The organism is Poriferisphaera corsica (assembly GCF_007747445.1).
GTDB classification, from domain to species: Bacteria; Planctomycetota; Phycisphaerae; order Phycisphaerales; family Phycisphaeraceae; genus Poriferisphaera; species Poriferisphaera corsica.
This window is the reverse complement of sequence record NZ_CP036425.1, coordinates 3,540,375-3,556,581: the sequence shown is the minus strand read 5'-3', so window position 1 is coordinate 3,556,581 and position 16,207 is coordinate 3,540,375. Positions and strand designations below refer to the sequence as shown.

12 protein-coding genes are annotated in these 16,207 nt (G+C 50.0%); 4 read left to right on the top strand and 8 right to left on the bottom strand.

Annotated features, from left to right (window positions below; translation table 11 throughout):
- Positions 1-3 precede the first annotated feature (3 nt).
- The 6 genes from KS4_RS14515 to KS4_RS14490 all read right to left on the bottom strand — a co-directional run bounded on the left by KS4_RS14515 (position 4) and on the right by KS4_RS14490 (position 7,143).
- On the bottom strand, positions 4-1,533 hold the full coding sequence (locus KS4_RS14515; RefSeq protein WP_145079677.1) for an aminotransferase-like domain-containing protein: 1,530 nt from the start codon (positions 1,531-1,533) through the stop codon (positions 4-6).
- 465 nt (positions 1,534-1,998) lie between these two features.
- Entirely contained in the window at positions 1,999-3,132 is a 1,134-nt protein-coding gene (locus KS4_RS14510; RefSeq protein ID WP_145079674.1) for a sodium:calcium antiporter, read from the bottom strand.
- A 27-nt stretch (positions 3,133-3,159) separates the two neighbouring features.
- Positions 3,160-4,035, bottom strand: a complete 876-nt coding sequence (locus KS4_RS14505; protein ID WP_145079671.1) for a hypothetical protein — start codon at positions 4,033-4,035, stop codon at positions 3,160-3,162.
- Positions 4,036-4,122: 87 nt separating this feature from the next.
- A complete protein-coding gene (locus KS4_RS14500; protein WP_145079668.1) occupies positions 4,123-5,082 on the bottom strand; it encodes a hypothetical protein in 960 nt (319 codons plus the stop codon).
- Between the two features lie 337 nt (positions 5,083-5,419).
- Positions 5,420-6,145, bottom strand: coding sequence for an SCO family protein (locus KS4_RS14495; protein ID WP_145079665.1), 726 nt, complete (start codon positions 6,143-6,145; stop codon positions 5,420-5,422).
- A 74-nt stretch (positions 6,146-6,219) separates the two neighbouring features.
- Positions 6,220-7,143, bottom strand: coding sequence for an ABC transporter permease (locus KS4_RS14490; RefSeq protein WP_145079662.1), 924 nt, complete (start codon positions 7,141-7,143; stop codon positions 6,220-6,222).
- Between the two features lie 147 nt (positions 7,144-7,290).
- Here KS4_RS14490 and tcuA point away from each other — a divergent pair, with 147 nt between their 5' ends.
- Positions 7,291-8,841 carry an FAD-dependent tricarballylate dehydrogenase TcuA gene (gene tcuA / locus KS4_RS14485; protein WP_145079659.1) on the top strand — a complete coding sequence of 517 codons (1,551 nt, stop codon included), beginning with the start codon at positions 7,291-7,293 and terminating at the stop codon, positions 8,839-8,841.
- 34 nt (positions 8,842-8,875) lie between these two features.
- Here the strand turns inward: tcuA and KS4_RS14480 are convergent, their stop codons facing one another.
- Both KS4_RS14480 and KS4_RS14475 read right to left on the bottom strand, forming a co-directional pair.
- Complete coding sequence (locus KS4_RS14480) at positions 8,876-9,742, bottom strand: hypothetical protein (protein WP_200761304.1); 867 nt, start codon at positions 9,740-9,742, stop codon at positions 8,876-8,878.
- Positions 9,743-10,080: 338 nt separating this feature from the next.
- Positions 10,081-11,391, bottom strand: a complete 1,311-nt coding sequence (locus KS4_RS14475) for a hypothetical protein (protein ID WP_145079654.1) — start codon at positions 11,389-11,391, stop codon at positions 10,081-10,083.
- A gap of 287 nt (positions 11,392-11,678) precedes the next feature.
- On the opposite strand from KS4_RS14475, the gene KS4_RS14470 reads away from it, so the two are divergent.
- From KS4_RS14470 to KS4_RS14460, 3 genes are all read left to right on the top strand, one after another.
- Entirely contained in the window at positions 11,679-13,940 is a 2,262-nt protein-coding gene (locus tag KS4_RS14470) for a hypothetical protein (RefSeq protein WP_145079651.1), read from the top strand.
- A gap of 483 nt (positions 13,941-14,423) precedes the next feature.
- Positions 14,424-15,446, top strand: coding sequence for a LacI family DNA-binding transcriptional regulator (locus KS4_RS14465; RefSeq protein ID WP_200761303.1), 1,023 nt, complete (start codon positions 14,424-14,426; stop codon positions 15,444-15,446).
- A gap of 56 nt (positions 15,447-15,502) precedes the next feature.
- Entirely contained in the window at positions 15,503-16,075 is a 573-nt protein-coding gene (locus KS4_RS14460; RefSeq protein WP_145079646.1) for a PEP-CTERM sorting domain-containing protein, read from the top strand.
- The last annotated feature ends 132 nt before the right edge of the window (positions 16,076-16,207 follow it).

Here is a 16,207-nt window from a genome sequence, read left to right as displayed (position 1 = left end):
GAATTACACCAATCCGCTCAGTTTCCCTTTTCGTGGTACTGCTTTCTTTCTCACGCCACTTCGCCACAATTGTTCGACAGCTAATTCGCCTAATCGCTTGATAGCCGGCTCAATCCGTTCGCTCCATGGCAGGCCTGTGTTGATCCGCATGCAGTTCAAAAAATCTTCTTCACGTGGGCTGAAAATCGGGCCCGGTGCAATCGCAATTCCTTCTTTAATCGCCTCATCATGCAGCCGTACTGAATCCACACCCACAGGCATCTCCACCCAGAGCACATGTCCGCCCGTTGGCTGACTCACTTTGGTTCCTTCTGGGAAATATTGTGATAAGTATTGCAGCATTAACCCTGTTTGCTGTTGATATACTTTTCTTAATTTGCGCAGATGCCGCTCATACCCTCCTCCATTCAAGTATTTAGCCATCGCGATCTGCCCTAATGTCGGAGCAGCCTGATTGATCGCTAATTTAATCTGCTCAACCTTCGCCTGATATTTGCCCGGCACGATCCACCCGACACGCATCCCAGGGGAAATTGTTTTACTAAACGACGAACAATAAATCACATGATCGCATTTGTCATAAGCCTTCACAGTCTTAGGCCGTTCTTCACCGAAACACAGATCACCGTAAATATCATCCTCAATTAAAGGCACATCGTATCGCTCCAGCATTCCTGCTAACGCCTTCTTCCTTGAGTCGCTCATGCACACGCCAAGCGGATTGCTGAAATTAGTGATCAGCACGACTGCTTGAATCTGCTTCATTTGCAGTGCTTTGCCTAAGCTATCAAAATTGACCCCATCTCTTGGGCTTGTCGCCAATGGTAAAATCTTAAGGTGTAAACTTTCTAACGTTACAATCAAATCGAAGTATGTAGGGCTTTCTACCGCAACTGTATCTCCAGGTTTCGTTACTGCCTTAAGCGCTAAATATACACTTTCTTTGGTGCCATTAGTGACTAACACATCTTCAGGCCCAACCGAAATACCACCGTACATCATGCGCTTACATACCGCTTTGCGAAATTCTTCCACACCGCGCGGTGTGTTGTACTTATGAACTAATTCACTTTCTTCACGCAATGCTTGGCCAATTAATCGATTCATTGTTTTTTGAGGAAAGCAATTTGTGTTCGGCACTGCTGCGCCAAAATGAAGTATTGATTCATCTTCAATGGATAATTTTAATTTCAACGACATCGCACGGTCGACCTTCACCGCTCTTGCCTTTGGTCGACTATCGCTTGGCTCGTCCAGTTTTTTTCCCGTTACATTCTCTCGGACATAATGCCCACTCTGTGGCCGCGCACTGACCAGCCCCCGATCTTCCAGTAAGCGGCACGCCTCTAATACCGTCGACATACTTACACCAAACTGCTGTTTCAATTTTCTCACTGAAGGCACACGATCGCCCGGCAGCAACACCCCCTCAACAATCATTCCCTCAATCCGATCCGCCAATTGTTCATACAGCGCCCCGCCTTCCCCGCGCGTCAACGGGCTGTTCTTCTTTAACGTTTCAATCGGGCTCATCGTTTCGCCTTTCGATCAGAACCATTCGGCACAAATTCAGCCTCAAAGAGGATATGTATATCCTAAGTCATACGTTTATTGCCCAACAGGCACACCTTGCCTGTGAAGTGACCGGTACAGTTTATTTTTATATAAACTGTACTGGTATCAATTATATCACACTGTATCTGTACCTGAAAATGTTTTTTCTAGAAGGCTGATACCCCCTCAGGCGCAAACCAGCACACTTTCTTTAAGAATCAACCAGTACACCCCGTAGAAATCGCACTGTACTCCACAACATTTGCAATATCTGCATCTGTTTCCCTTTTGTTCTATCTGCAAAATAGATACGTAAACAGAAAGGATGCATCATGCCAGAAGATGAAAAACAATCCGATCGACAACCCAACCAGCAGCCGCAACAATACATTGCGCCTCTCGGCTTTACTTCACTCACATCCCACATCCGACGTCAACGTAAACTTAAGCAGACAGCCAATACTGAAGGCCAACAAAGAACACATACCCCGCCACCAACGGAACACCCATCCAACGCTTGAACGCGCCTGTCTTTACGCTGCCTGCTATAAATATGCGCATCAGCACCAGCATTCCTACCATCACCGGCAGATGCATATACAAGAAGATCTCTGGTACATTCGCCTTCATGTCCACAATACCCAATGGCGCAGCCATCGCACTTACGCCAATCACAAACAGTACATTCAAAATATCTGCACCAATCACATTCCCCACCAGCAGTTCAGCATGCCCCTTTCGGATCGCTGTTACGCCCACAACAAGCTCAGGCAAGCTTGTACCAAAAGCAACCAATGTAGACGCGATTACCACCTGCGGAATCCCCGCTTTCTCTGCCAGCACTGTCACCGCTTGTACCAAGCCATCACCTGAAAATATGACCAAAACCAGCCCCGCCAGACCCATTCCCAGCAATACCCCCACGCCACGATCCTCTTTGCTCCGTTCTTCATATCCTCTCGCTTCAACTGTCTCTTCCTCTGAGACAAGCCTCGGTTCGCCATGCGGGTGCATCCGTGACCACTTCACGCTAATCACAAGATAGCCTACCAATAGCCCGACTAGCAATACGCCCACCCATCGCCCTAATACCGCCTCATCCCCCATGATCATATAAGCCCCCACACATAGTAACGCTAGCAACAAACCGGCCCCGAACTGTACCCACCCTTGTCTACTGAGCACAAAGCGATCAGCCGGTAAAGCGCACATCAAACATCCAACCCCGAAGATCAGCCCTGTATCTGCAATGATTGAGCCAACGCCGTTCCCTAATGCCAGCCCCGCATCCCCAGACCAAGCCGCTAATACACTCACCGCAGCCTCAGGCGTTGTCGTTCCCAAACTTACAATCGTTGCCCCAATAATGACTTCAGGCATCCCCAATCTCTTCGCGATCCCTGCCGCCCCTTCGACCAGCCAATCCGCCCCTTTGATCACGCAGAACATCGCAAACACCACGATCGCCATTAACAGCAAACCATGCGTATCCGCAAACCAAACCTCAGGCAATAGATTTCCTAGAAATAGCATCCGCAAATCATAACACACCCGCCGCCACACATCTGCCAATCCCACCTACTTTCATCCACACACCTGCATTTTTTATAAACTAGCCTCCCTGCTCAGTGGCCGATTCACCACCGACATTCCCAATCCCTCTAACTGCTTTTCAGTACACAGCAGTCTCGCACGTTTGTTCAAATACTCCGCCATCTCAGCTTCGCCAATCCGCTCCGCAGCGACTGCAAGCAATCGATGCACCACGCCGCACTGAGCTGCCGGCAACAACTCCAGCATTTCCAGTTTGTTATCCAGATTACCCACCGCTGCCGCATCATTTCCCACAATAACTTCATACCGAATCTGCAAGCACAGCCGCTGTAGCCCTTCCAATAAAGATAACCGCATCCCATGCAATTGCCTAAGCGCCTCATAGGCACCAGTCATGTCTCTTAATTCTATTGACGCCTCAGCCCAGATCAGCAGCAGATGCCCTCTGGATCCCTCAGCCGGCCCCAATCCATGCTTCAGTACCCCGCGACAGATCGCCGCGGATTCCACGTAATGACCTTGTCTGTGACGCACCATTGCCAGCCGGTGATATATCATCAGCCGAACCCACTTCAAAAGCGGCTTCCTTTTTAACGCCATCCCCGCCCACACCATCACTCTTCCCGGGTCGCGATCCACCAGCCCCGATATCTGACCCAGTTCTCGTCCCGTTCGTGCGTTCACCGAATTCAACATGAACCAGCCCACAATCAGAAGCACCATCAGCAGCCCACTCCCTTCAAAACCGCTTCCCCCATTTTCACCTTGACCGCTTGGGCCAAACAGTAAAAACCATACAAACACGCCGCCCAGAATCGCCAACGATCCCCAGCGTAATAGCCCATCTACCTTGAGCTGTTTTGCCAATTCTTCTTCCGAAAAATCGACCCGGCTTATCACTTGCTTGTTCTGTTGTTTATGATCCATACCTTGTTTCATCTTACCTCAAACGCGCTTCATTCGATGTGTATATCATGGGGCATTTCGAATTGTTTAAACCCAATTCAATCGCCACTAAGCCCCAGAACGAAACATCTCCTTCCCGCTCTTTACTTCAGCAGGCAATCGGCTTAATAAATGCTCTTCACGCATCAGACACACCGCATTTCTCCACCAGGTCTTGGCTTTCTCCATTAACCCCGCTCTCTCTTCATCACCGGTCGCGCGTTTTGACATCTCGTAACAGCATGTCGCCATCAGGGCATGTCCGTACCCCGCCTCAATTCCCATTGGCCGGATGTCATCTAACAATCGATTAGATAATAAAAATCCTTCTTCAAAGTGAAATGTCTTCACGCATTGTAGCAGTTCCGCATACGCGACCGTTGCCCCCAAGATGGTTCCTTTGTAATCATCTTTCACCCCCCGCATCGCCCGTAGCGCACTATCAGCATCTGCCAATCGATCCTCCATGAGCCACGCAATCGCTCGGAACACGCGCAATTGTTTCACCCCATCACCCTCCAACGGCAGCCGCTCTATTAATTGGTCATATGCCTCCGCACTGGCTTCATAACACTTTAATTCACCCAAACAATGCGCAATCACATTAGCCATCCGCATATACAACCCATGCCGCCGTCTTGCCTGCGGAAGCAGTGTCCATGCACCCCGTAACGCCTCCACATATTTCCGTCGCATCGCCAGTTCATCCACCCTCATTCCTTCGCGTTCTAGCTTTCGCATCCATCTCACCCGCCACATCGCCACACCAAACACCCCCAAAAACACACCCCACAACAAGATGGTCAAAGCCAAATTGTTCGTCAACATCAGCAGTACAATCACACCCACACCAACAAATAGCGGTAACCTCACCAGCCACAACGAATCCTGTTCTGGCCGATTTCGCTCAAACAAATCCCTGACCTGGTCTAACCGGGGCGGCGTAAATTCCAAATTCTTGGCATCCTTCTTCATATCACAATCTTTCACCACAGTTCGTCTAGAGCCGTTTGCGTCATTAATTGCCATATCAACTCAAAGCCACAATCGGCAGCAGCCTACGAAAATAGCCTTTTCATATAACGGCATACTGCCACCGAGTAAATAATGACGCAAGACGCTCTAGATACTGCATTAGGTCATCATGTATTCAAACGCAGCCACCACGCCATGCATATCCGCAATCATGTGATTGGCCAACGCGTTAGTGAAGCGTTTTTTAGTGCAGCGCGTTTTAATCACCCGCCCCACTATACACTTATCGTCCTTTCCCTTATCCAATCGCCTCTGAAAATCTTCAAGCTCTCAGCCAAATTCGCGCGCAAAAACTCCTCACACCGCTCGCACAGCTACCCATCAAAAGCAGCTATTCGCGCATTAACCGCTCAATATCAGCCAGCAGCGCACTCCGCTCCTCACTGTGATCAAGGTCATAATAGTTGTAGATCCGCCCCTGTTTATCCACCAACACAAACTTCGCACTATGTGCAATCGGCATCCCCGTCACCTCAGGCTGATTCTCAAGTGGCAACAAAAATTGTTTCTCAACGATCTCCCAAACCTTTTGCTGGTCACCAGTTACGAAATGCCACATTGCCGGATCCGCTCCCACGCCCACTTCGTCATCATACCCATACCGGTTCAGCACCTCCGGCGTATCGTTCTTCCCATCCACCGACATACTCACAAACCGCACCTGATCCTGTACACCCGCTTTCTTTAGCGTGTCTTGTACTTCCGCCATCCGCATCGACATGATGGGGCACACCAACGCGCACTCTGTAAATATAAAATCATAAATCACCACCTTACCTCTGTAATCATCCTGACTTACAGTTTGATTGAAAGCATCCGTGAGCTCCCAATTCGGTGCGTCCAAAAGCAGCGGCACCTTCCCCTCAGGACTCACATCTGAAATCCGATTCCTCGCCCCCGGCGCCCCGTCACGCAGCACACTCAAAGTCATCACCGCCGTTCCCGCAAGCGCAAGCAACGCGACCACCCAAACCGTAAAACGTTGCAGCCCACGTATCCGTCCCAAAGACCGACTGTGATCAATCTCTTCATTGTTGTCTGATGTTTGCATATTCATAGCCTCGAACTTACAGGCGCTCAATCTGTTTGTCCCCACTTCCCTCTCACCTTTCCCCGTATCTCAACCGCGACTCAAGCCCGCTTATTCGCCACTTTAGCACACAACCCGATTAATACCGCAGTAAACACGATCGTGACCACCCAGGCTAGCCACAACGGAATCGTCCCCGATTCAACCCCAATCAAATGTGCGCAAACGATTGTGTATCCGTAGGTTAATGGATTGATCAGCATCAAAATTTTCAATCCGATCGGTGCGCCAGCCAGTGGAAAGAGCGCCCCGCATAAAAACCACATCGGCATCAGTAGCACATTCATGATCCCATGAAACGCAGCTGTCGAATCCATAGGCCAGGCAATGGCCAGCCCTAATGCAGTCAACGAAATGGCCACCACGATCATCGCCGCTGCCGCTGGGATCAATCCCCAAACACTCGCCTGCGGCGCATCCATAAACGGCCAGATCAATGCAGTCAGGATAAAAGCTTGAACCACCGCTACAGTCGCGCCCCCAAGAATCTTGCCCAACACAATCGCCGTCCTCGAAACCGGGGCGACCATAACCCCCTGCAAAAACCCAGATTTACGATCATCAATGACACTGATTGTTGAGAAAATCGCCGTGAACAGCAGCACCATCACAATGATCCCCGGGAAGAAATAGGCTAAATACCCAATCCCTCCCGCGACACCTATAGCAGCTTCCTCAGAGGCCGGGGGAGCAAATGAGCTATTCAACCCAAATCCCAGCATAAGCCACAACATCACCGGGAACGCAAGCGCCGTCGCCAGCCGCGATTTCGCCCGGAAAAATGTGACCATTTCCCGCTTCCAAAGCGTCATGATCGCTAACCTGGAATTCGATGAATGAGCCAAATCAGAGTGATCTATATAAGACGCGCTCTTAGGTGCGCGCTGATTAGCAGCCTGAAGCTCATCCGATGTGGTGGATAAATTCGAGCCTGCTGTATCTCGGGAGTGTGCGGGCGTGTTCATGATGCTGATCTCGTGTTTCTCGTGTGCTAGATATGTTAGCAGGTCAGCGGTTCCAAGTTGAGTATCAATCTGTAACCAAGAGACCGAACTGTCTTATTGTGGGAATGTCGTAGTTATTTCGCTTTCAGATCATGAGAACACCCATTTATGATCGCGATGAACCATGACGATAATGGCAAAGCAATGCAAAACAAGCACAAAAATAAAGTTATCGTTCTGGGGACAGGTAATGCAGCACTCTCCGCCGCGATGTCAGCACTCGACCACGGAGCGTCTGTCACGATCCTTGAAAAAGCGCCAAAACCTGAGTTCGGTGGCAACACCCGTCTCACTACCGCAGCACTCCGCGTCTCCTTCACCGACCCCAATCAAATCCGTGAGATACTCGATCAAAGCTATACGGATAATGAATGGTCAAGTATTGAGATTGAACCGTATCCCAATGATAAATTTATATACGAAGTCATCCACAAAACCGGTCATGGCCGACCTAACCCCGAGTTAGTCGAATGGTTTACCAATCAATCACTCGACATCATTCATTGGCTCAAAGACCGCGGTGTACGCTTCGAACTCGCCGAATATCTTTCGCAATTCGATCTCACAAAACAGCATGGCTCGCAAAAGCGTACCTATCGCGGCGGGGTCGTCATTCAAGCCGTCAAAGGCGGTGCCGGCATGGTTCAGCCAGAACTTGCATACGCCAAATCCAAAGGTGCCGAAGTACACTATGAGATGCCCGCTGAAGACCTCATCACCAACGACAAAGGTCACGTCGTTGGCGTCGTTGCTCGTGATCAATCCGGCACACTTTGTAAATTCCACGGCACAGTCGTCATCGGATCAGGCGGATTCGAAGCTTCCTCTGCCAGACGTTCGCAATTCCTCGGATCACGTTGGTGTGACCTCAGGCAACGATGCGTGAAATTCAACACCGGCGAAATGATCTTCGCAGCCGTCAACGCCGGAGCCGCAATGGTTGGCCACTACGCCGGCGCACACATCACACCCATCGACCCCGATTCCCCATTCACCGGCGGCCTCAACACCTGCGAACGTACCAACCGACTCGCCTTTTCATGGGGTATCACCGTTAACAAGCAGGGCCATCGTTTCATCGATGAAGGCTCGCACTGGAACAATCAAATCTATGTCGACGTCGGCCGCGCACTTCTCGATCAGCCCGATCAAATCGGCTACCAGGTTTTCGACGCCCGTGGCGCAACGTATCGCGAACCTCTCTATGCCGAACAAAAACAATTCTTTCAAGGCAACGATCTCAAAACCCTGGCCGAACAAGCAGGTATCGCACCCGATGCATTCATGAAAACCATCGAAGCATTTAATAAAGCCGCGAAACACAACACCCACATGTATGACCCGACCCAGCTCGATAGCCAGTCAACCAAGGGACTGGATCTCCCCAAAACCAACTGGGCCTTGCCTATTAAAGAAAAACCATTTTCCATCTACCCCGTCGTTCCCGGTGTCACCTTTACCTTCGGCGGGCTCGCCTCAAATACCCATTGCCAAATCCTCGCCAGCAACATGCACCCAATCCCCGGTCTCTTTGGCTGCGGTGAAGCCACCGGCGACTATTTCTACTACGCCTACCCCACCGGTTCCGGCCTCATCAAAGGTGCCGTCACCGGCCGCGAAGCCGGCAAGCAAGCCGCATCTTACGCAAAACAAGTCTAATAATAAGTTAGAGTATACAAAACGATTCACTCATTTATATCATCGCGTCAACACGAGCGGAATAGAATTGTCTCGTTAGTCTTCGACGATATAGATGCAGCATAAACAATGGCAACAGAGTAATACAAACACAAACCGCATAAAAAGTCGGTGAAATTCGCCAATTATCCGCCGCATCACATCCCTTCAAATTCTGTCCGCCTTTGCTCCGCCCACTTGAGCCACCTTTAAAGTCTCCCAAATAATCCGCACTAAATGTCGCATCCATAAACGCGAGTCGCTGCGTCTTCCCAATCGTCGCATACCTCATCAAGTCCTCCGCCAGTTTCTCATGTGCCATCGCCCCCTCAAACAATTCAACTCGCTTCAGATACCCCAACACCGCCTCCTTGCTAAGCGGTACCCATCCCACCTCCGGCAACTGGCTCCGATCCGTCGCATACCGAATAAAGTAATCATTCACCCGAGGCCGCATCCCACTCAGCAATAGCAAACAGTTCGTCTCACCCGAATGAATGTGATACGGCCGCGGCTCAGGATTCACCGTCAATTCATGGTAAAAATCAAACACTTCATGCGGTACAATCGCCACCGTATCATCCACATGATTAAACAATAGAAATTCTTTTGGTGCTGCAAATCGCATCTCCCCACGCCATCTTTGTTCTATGATCGACTGCTCACGAACATAAAAATCAACAGCCGTCAGCACCGGCGGGTGGTCAAGCCATGTCATTACCTTTGCCGGTTTCGGAAACCGATTAAATGGTTCACTTATCGTATCAATCTGTAAAACAATCTCACGGCGAATTTTCTGATCTCGATAGTGTACAGGCCCGCGCGTATATTCACGATAAACCGTAAAGCGATCACCAATCCGCTGCCTGTAAGTGTCATACACCCATGAATCAAACCCGATTGCTCCAAAGACTGCTACCACGATCACCGTAAAAATATATCAAATTAAACCCATACGTTATCGCAAGCGGAAATTCAGACTGAGATGGTAAGCACCCCGTCTTCGATAAATTTGCCCCACACTCCGGGCAATGCACGTCCCCATCTTTGCCCGCCCTCAAATGAACCGCAGCATATCCGCATTTTCTGCATTCCGGATATACGACTGGATGACGCCTAATCGTGCGATAGATGTAATAGATTGCATCTCCACGCTGGCTCGTCATTGGAATACCATCCCGCAATGCCTCGCCTTTTAATTCAAACTCCGTTTGCATGCATCTATTCTAAATGTTTCGGACTGTTTTCACGACCCTCCATCTCATCCTCTGGATACTTCCCATGCTTAAAATAATAAATATTATCTTTCAATGATTTCAACATCCCCTCCCGCCCTTGTTCTGCCTTGCACAGCGTTCGGTACGCCGGCCCAGCCAGACTTGTCGAACGGAGTACTAGCTCCAAATCGCCTAACGAATCCAAAAACTGATCCTCCATCTTGCTGTATTGGTACGTCTGGTTTTGGGTCTCATCCAATAAACCCGCATAAAGCTGAACCGTCTTATACCGATCAATCTGTTTCACGTGCGTGTATTGCCAAAACGGCACCGGATCAAACCCATGAAACAAATACCCTTCTGGCAACACATATTCCTGAACCTCACCCAACTCATCAAACAATTGCATCATCGTAAATGCATCCGACAAAATCGCATCCGTCATCATTAAATTTAAATCAAACCCTTCATTTCGAATCATTTGAAGCAATTTCTCTAATTGCGATTGATCCAAAATCTCATGCCCCATTGTCACACTAATCATCGGATAGGTTCCCTTCGCATTGATCGAAACCCGCACCAACTGACTGATCTGATGCGGCTCCGCCTCAAGCATCCGCGACAGCTTCACCAGATTCTTTAAATCCTGAAAAATCGTTTCATGATCCTCATCATGATAATTTAAAACGATCCGCACCTTGATCAATCTCGTTAAACTTCGCATTCTCCTTAAGTGTGGCATCAGTGGCCCAAGCACCTCATTGAAATCACTCGGAAACCGCGCCGCTCCCACATCATCCGGCAACTGATCCAAATAATCCAACACCTCCCCATTCACTTTCAGCAATCCCTCCGCCGCCGCGCGCACATCCCCCGGCATCGCCTCAACCTCACCTATCGACTCAACCTCACCTATCGGCTTCACCCCACCACGAACATACAACGGCACATCAAAAGGGTACTCCGCTTTACGATTAAATATCGAAATCTTCTCCGTCATCTCCTGTGGCAATTTTAACTTCCCCAACTTCTCACCAAACACCCTTCCCAAATCAACATCCCCATGCATATCGTAATACGCATTGATCTCATCACCACTCCGATACATCGGCATATTGTTGAACGCCATCTCCGCTCGTACATACAACCCAAACCAGACCAACAAATAAATCGCGACAAGTAGCGGCCCCGCAAGCAGGATTGCCAACGTCTGCTTCCGCTTCGTCGTCATACGATATATCCATAAATCGCGGTACTTCGGGAACGGCTCCCTTTGATCATCTTCTACAGTGACCAATCTTGATGTTTTTGACATGTAATCACTCCGGAAAATTGATTCAACAAAATCCCCCTCTCACCGCCCACCAACGGTATAGATATGACGTACCCATCACATACACATTTCAGCAGCAATCTTTACAAATCTTCAAGAAATTGAAAAATATGAGAAAAACCAGAGTCATGCATCCGTCTCATGTCATAGAAGAGCAGTATTCAGGTGCAACCGCCCTTGATTAGGTATCATAGGCCAATAGTCATTTTTAATTTTCCGCCAGTTTTCACCATTTGCTGGCTACGCTAATAGCTTCTGGGAGATCCCAAATGAAACGTATTCTCGTTATTTTGATGATGTTGTTTGCATGCGTATTGAATGTGCATGCCGACGATCTGCGTCGCTTCGTCCCCGCCGATTCCGTTGCCTATTTTGGATGGGAATGTGGCACCTCCATGGGCGATGTCTACACCAACTCCAATGCCGCCAAGATTGCCGAAAAAATCGGCCTCGAAAAGCAGATCGATCAAGTCGCTGAACTGATTGGCAAGATCGTCGCTGAAGAAAACGGCAACCCCCAAGCCGCGATGCAAGTCAACATGGTCGTTGGCCTCATCAAATCTCTCAGCAAAACCGATGTCGCCATCTACGTCCGTGGCGGTCTCCGCATGGATATCCCCATCGAAGTCGGCCTCATCTGTAAAAGCGAAACCGAAAAAGCGCAACTCCTCGGCAGCATGCAGATGTTCAACATGATGAGCGGTGGCTCAGACCAAGGCATTGTTCAAATCATCGACAACGATGAAATCTTCGGCATGATCGTCGGTGGACAAGCCGATGCAGGACTACAAGATTACGGCTCGCACGACGCCATCACCAATAACGACAGCTTTAAGAAACTCATCGCCGCCGGACAAAGCAAAGCCATGATCGTCGGCATGCTCGACGTTCAAGGCCTCCTCGCTTTACTCGGCGAACAAGGCGTCTTCGAAATCTCTCAAATGCAAGGCGGCCCAGATCCCATCATCATCCTTGATGAACTCGGCATCCTCGGCATCGACAGCGTCGGCTTCCGAGCCGGTATCCTCGGCAAAGACTGGGAACACGTCACGGCCATCTTCACTGAAGGTGAGCGCAAAGGTCTGCTTAAAAACCTTGAAACCGACCCCATCTCCGACGAGGATCTCGCCGTCGTCCCCATGACCGCCACCTACATGCAGGTCGTCAAATTCGATATTGCCAAGCTTGTTGAAGGCATCAAACAATTCGCCTTCAAAATGGAACCCGAAGCTGAATCGCAATTCAATCAAGGCATCGCCATGGCTCGAGCCATGACCGGTGTTGATGTCGAATCCGATGTCATCAAGCAGCTCGGCAACACCTGGGCCATGTACACCGATCCCGGCGTCGGCGTCCCCAACATCCTCGGCATATGTGTCACGAACAAAGTCAAAGACGGCTCTAAACTCGCCGCCACCATCGACAAACTCGTTGCGTTTGCCAATCAGCAAATCACAAAAAACAATGACGGCCCAATGCAATTCACCATCCGTCAAATCCAAGAAGAAGGCATGACCATCCATACCCTCCCGGTCATGATTCTTTCCCCTGCAATCGCTGTGAAAAATGACTGCCTCATCTTCGCACTCAACCCTCAAGCCGTCATGGTTGCCGGTGATCAGATCAGCTCCGACAACGGCACGATCGTCGACAACGCGCAATTCGACATGATCCGCAAACAGTTTGCCGGCCAGCCTCTCAGCAGCATCATGTATGCCGACCTGCAGCAAACCGCTCCCGGCATGTATCAGCAATACCTTCAGCTCAGCCAGATGGCCATGACCTTCAGCGGCATGGGGAATGGCAATGATGTCGTCGGCCTCATCCCCCCACTTAACCGCATCATGCGTTTCATGAAGCCAATGGGCGGCGCAAGCTGGACCAATGAGCAAGGCTACTTTTCACGCTCTGTCACACCATTCCCAACCGCAGAATTCATGAGCCCGCACGGCGCCATGATGGGTGGTCTTCCCGGCGCAGCCATGGGAGCAGGTATCATGCTCCCCGCTCTCGGCGCCTCTCGTCGTACCGCTCGCCAAATGCAAACCAACACACAAATGCGTGGCCTGCACCAATCGCTCGTCATGTATGCTCAATCTAATCGTGGCCGGTATACCAACGACCTCTACGACCTCGTCGATGGTAACTACTTCACGATTGAATACATCCTCTCGCCAATCGCAGGCAAAACCCCGCCCAAAGATTTCGACGTCTGGTCAAGTGATCAGCAACGTGCTTGGGTACTCGCCAACACAGACTTCATCTTCGTCCCCAACCTTAAAGAAGATCTCAATACGCTCCGTGTCGCAGGCTTCCTTGACCCTGAAGTCACCGGCTTCAACGGCGGCAGCATCGTCTACAACGACAACCACGTTGAGTGGCATAACGGAGAGAACTTCATGAAAGAACTCGAAAAAATCGAAGACCAAACCGGCGGCATGACTTGGCAGGACTGCATCGAAGCCACACGCAATCCAAAGCCTTGGAGCGAAGAAGAGCATAAAAAACACAAAAGCAAGCTCACAAAATAAGACGCTCAAATGAGCTTTTAATAGAAAAAACGACCCAACTGGCCACCTCGAGTGGCCAGTTTTTTTATCTCTAGAGCTGTTTGCATCATTACTGACAACAATCACTAGCCGCCGCGACACCTCGCGGCGCGCCAATAAGCTCACAGCAAACCTGTAAATGTGCAAATGCTTAATCCAGCTTATTGGAAATTTGTAGCAAATAACCACGCAATTTGCGCTAAAATAACCTAATTTGGATAAGCAGGCAGGGTAAACCGCTGTGGCGTAAAGAGATACAAGAAACTTAATATAATGAAATATTTCATTGCATCATATTTATGTGCTGTTATAATACGGTGAAATATTTCATAAGACTTGGAAATATGCTGTCAGGTCGATCAAAGAGTCGGGCCGCAGTGGTTGATAGGGCAGGGAAATCTTTTGGGTCATTGGGATGACTCAAAAGTGATAAAAAGGGGGGGGATGAAGTTAATGGAGTTTGTAATGAGTCGTGCCACCACATCTAAAAAGACCAAACGCAAAACCGCACGCCGCGCTTCCGCCAACGGTACGATCTCAATCTCAGATGTCGCCAAGCACGCCAACGTCTCCCTCGGCACAGTCTCGCGTGTATTGAACCGTCACCCATCCGTCGGCAGCGATCTACGGAAAAAAGTCCTCGCAAGCAGCCGCTCCCTCGGCTTCGTCCCCAAAGTCTCACACCGCTGCGTTGCCGTCATCACCGGACGATACTCACCCGCCATGCCCATCGGCTACGTCTCCGCCATGACCTCTCTCGTCTCGCAGGAACTCGCCAGCCGTGGCATGGCCGTCGAACTCATCGACATCGGCAATATCGAACTTGCATACGAAGCTCACATCGACGGTGTCATCGGCATCGTCTTCGATCAACGCCTCACCGAACTCACCTCAATCCCCAACCTCCCCATCGTCTCCATCAACAAACCCATGGTCGAGCACGGCATCGGCTCCGTTTACGCCGATCACTACCAGCAAGCCGAAATGGCCTGCAAATACCTCCTCCAGCAGGGTCACCGCGAGATCGCATTCATGGAAATCGAACGCGGCGAATGGGGCTCATGTGAACGCACCGCCGCCTTCTGCGACGTTATGAACGAAGCCGGCCTCATCGTCGATCCCTCGCGCATCTGCTACACCATCGAACAACCCGTCTACGACATCCTCTCTCGATGGTGTCAACGCGGCGTCACTGGCATCCTCAATTTCTCCGAAGATGTCAGCCTCGAAGCCATTCACATTCTCAGCAACGTACTTAGCAAACAAATCGGCCGCGACATCTCAACCATCTCACTCGAAGATGTCCCCATCTATCAATACCTCACCCCACCGCAAACCGTCGTCCGCCAGCCGCTCGCCGAAATGGCCAAAATCGCCGTCGATAACATCATCAAACAAGTCGAAGATAAAGATTCTACTCAAGTCATAGATATCAAGCTCGAAACGCAACTCATCGAGCGTGATTCAGTCGTAAATCTGTCTATTTAACGAAGCGAATTAAGGATCATTTCAAAAAACCAAACACGAAAACGGAGGATTGGTTGATGTTGAAGAATAGTAAAAAATTAATGGGTGTTTTATCAATCGGAGCGTTGATGACAACAGGTGTAAACGCCGCAGTCATCGACAACATGGATAATGCGGATATGTTCAGCGCCGCTTTTGGTGCCGCATCCGCTGCTGACAACGGCTCCGGCCAAGTTGTCTTCAGTAAATCTGCTGGTGCATCCACAGATTCAGGCATCACATGGAGCGATCTTGGCGGCGCTAAAATCTCACTCACCGATTCACTCGTCACCATCACCGCTCACGAGCCCGCAGACAACGACTACATCAACATCAACGCCATCTACTTCGATGCCGCCGGTGATTATGTCGGTCAATCACTCGTCCTACCCGATACAAACGCCGAAACGCCCATCAATTTCGATGTCGCCATCGGCACTCTTCCCGCAAACGCCGCAAGCTACGTCCTGCAGATCCGTATCTTGCCTTGGGCCGCCGCCGAAGCCTCATACACCTTCGATCAAATTTCTGCGCAAGCCGTACCCGAGCCTGCTTCCATGCTGCTTCTCGGTGCTGGCGGGTTGTTGATGCTGCGACGTCGCAGTTCGTGATATGACTAACGTGATATAGCCAACATTCATTTGTATCACACCATCATTTCACACCTTATTTTGCAGCCTGGACGGGTGGTTGCGGCTTTGAGATTCAACACAGAGCCTTATCGATTTTTTTCGATCTTCGCT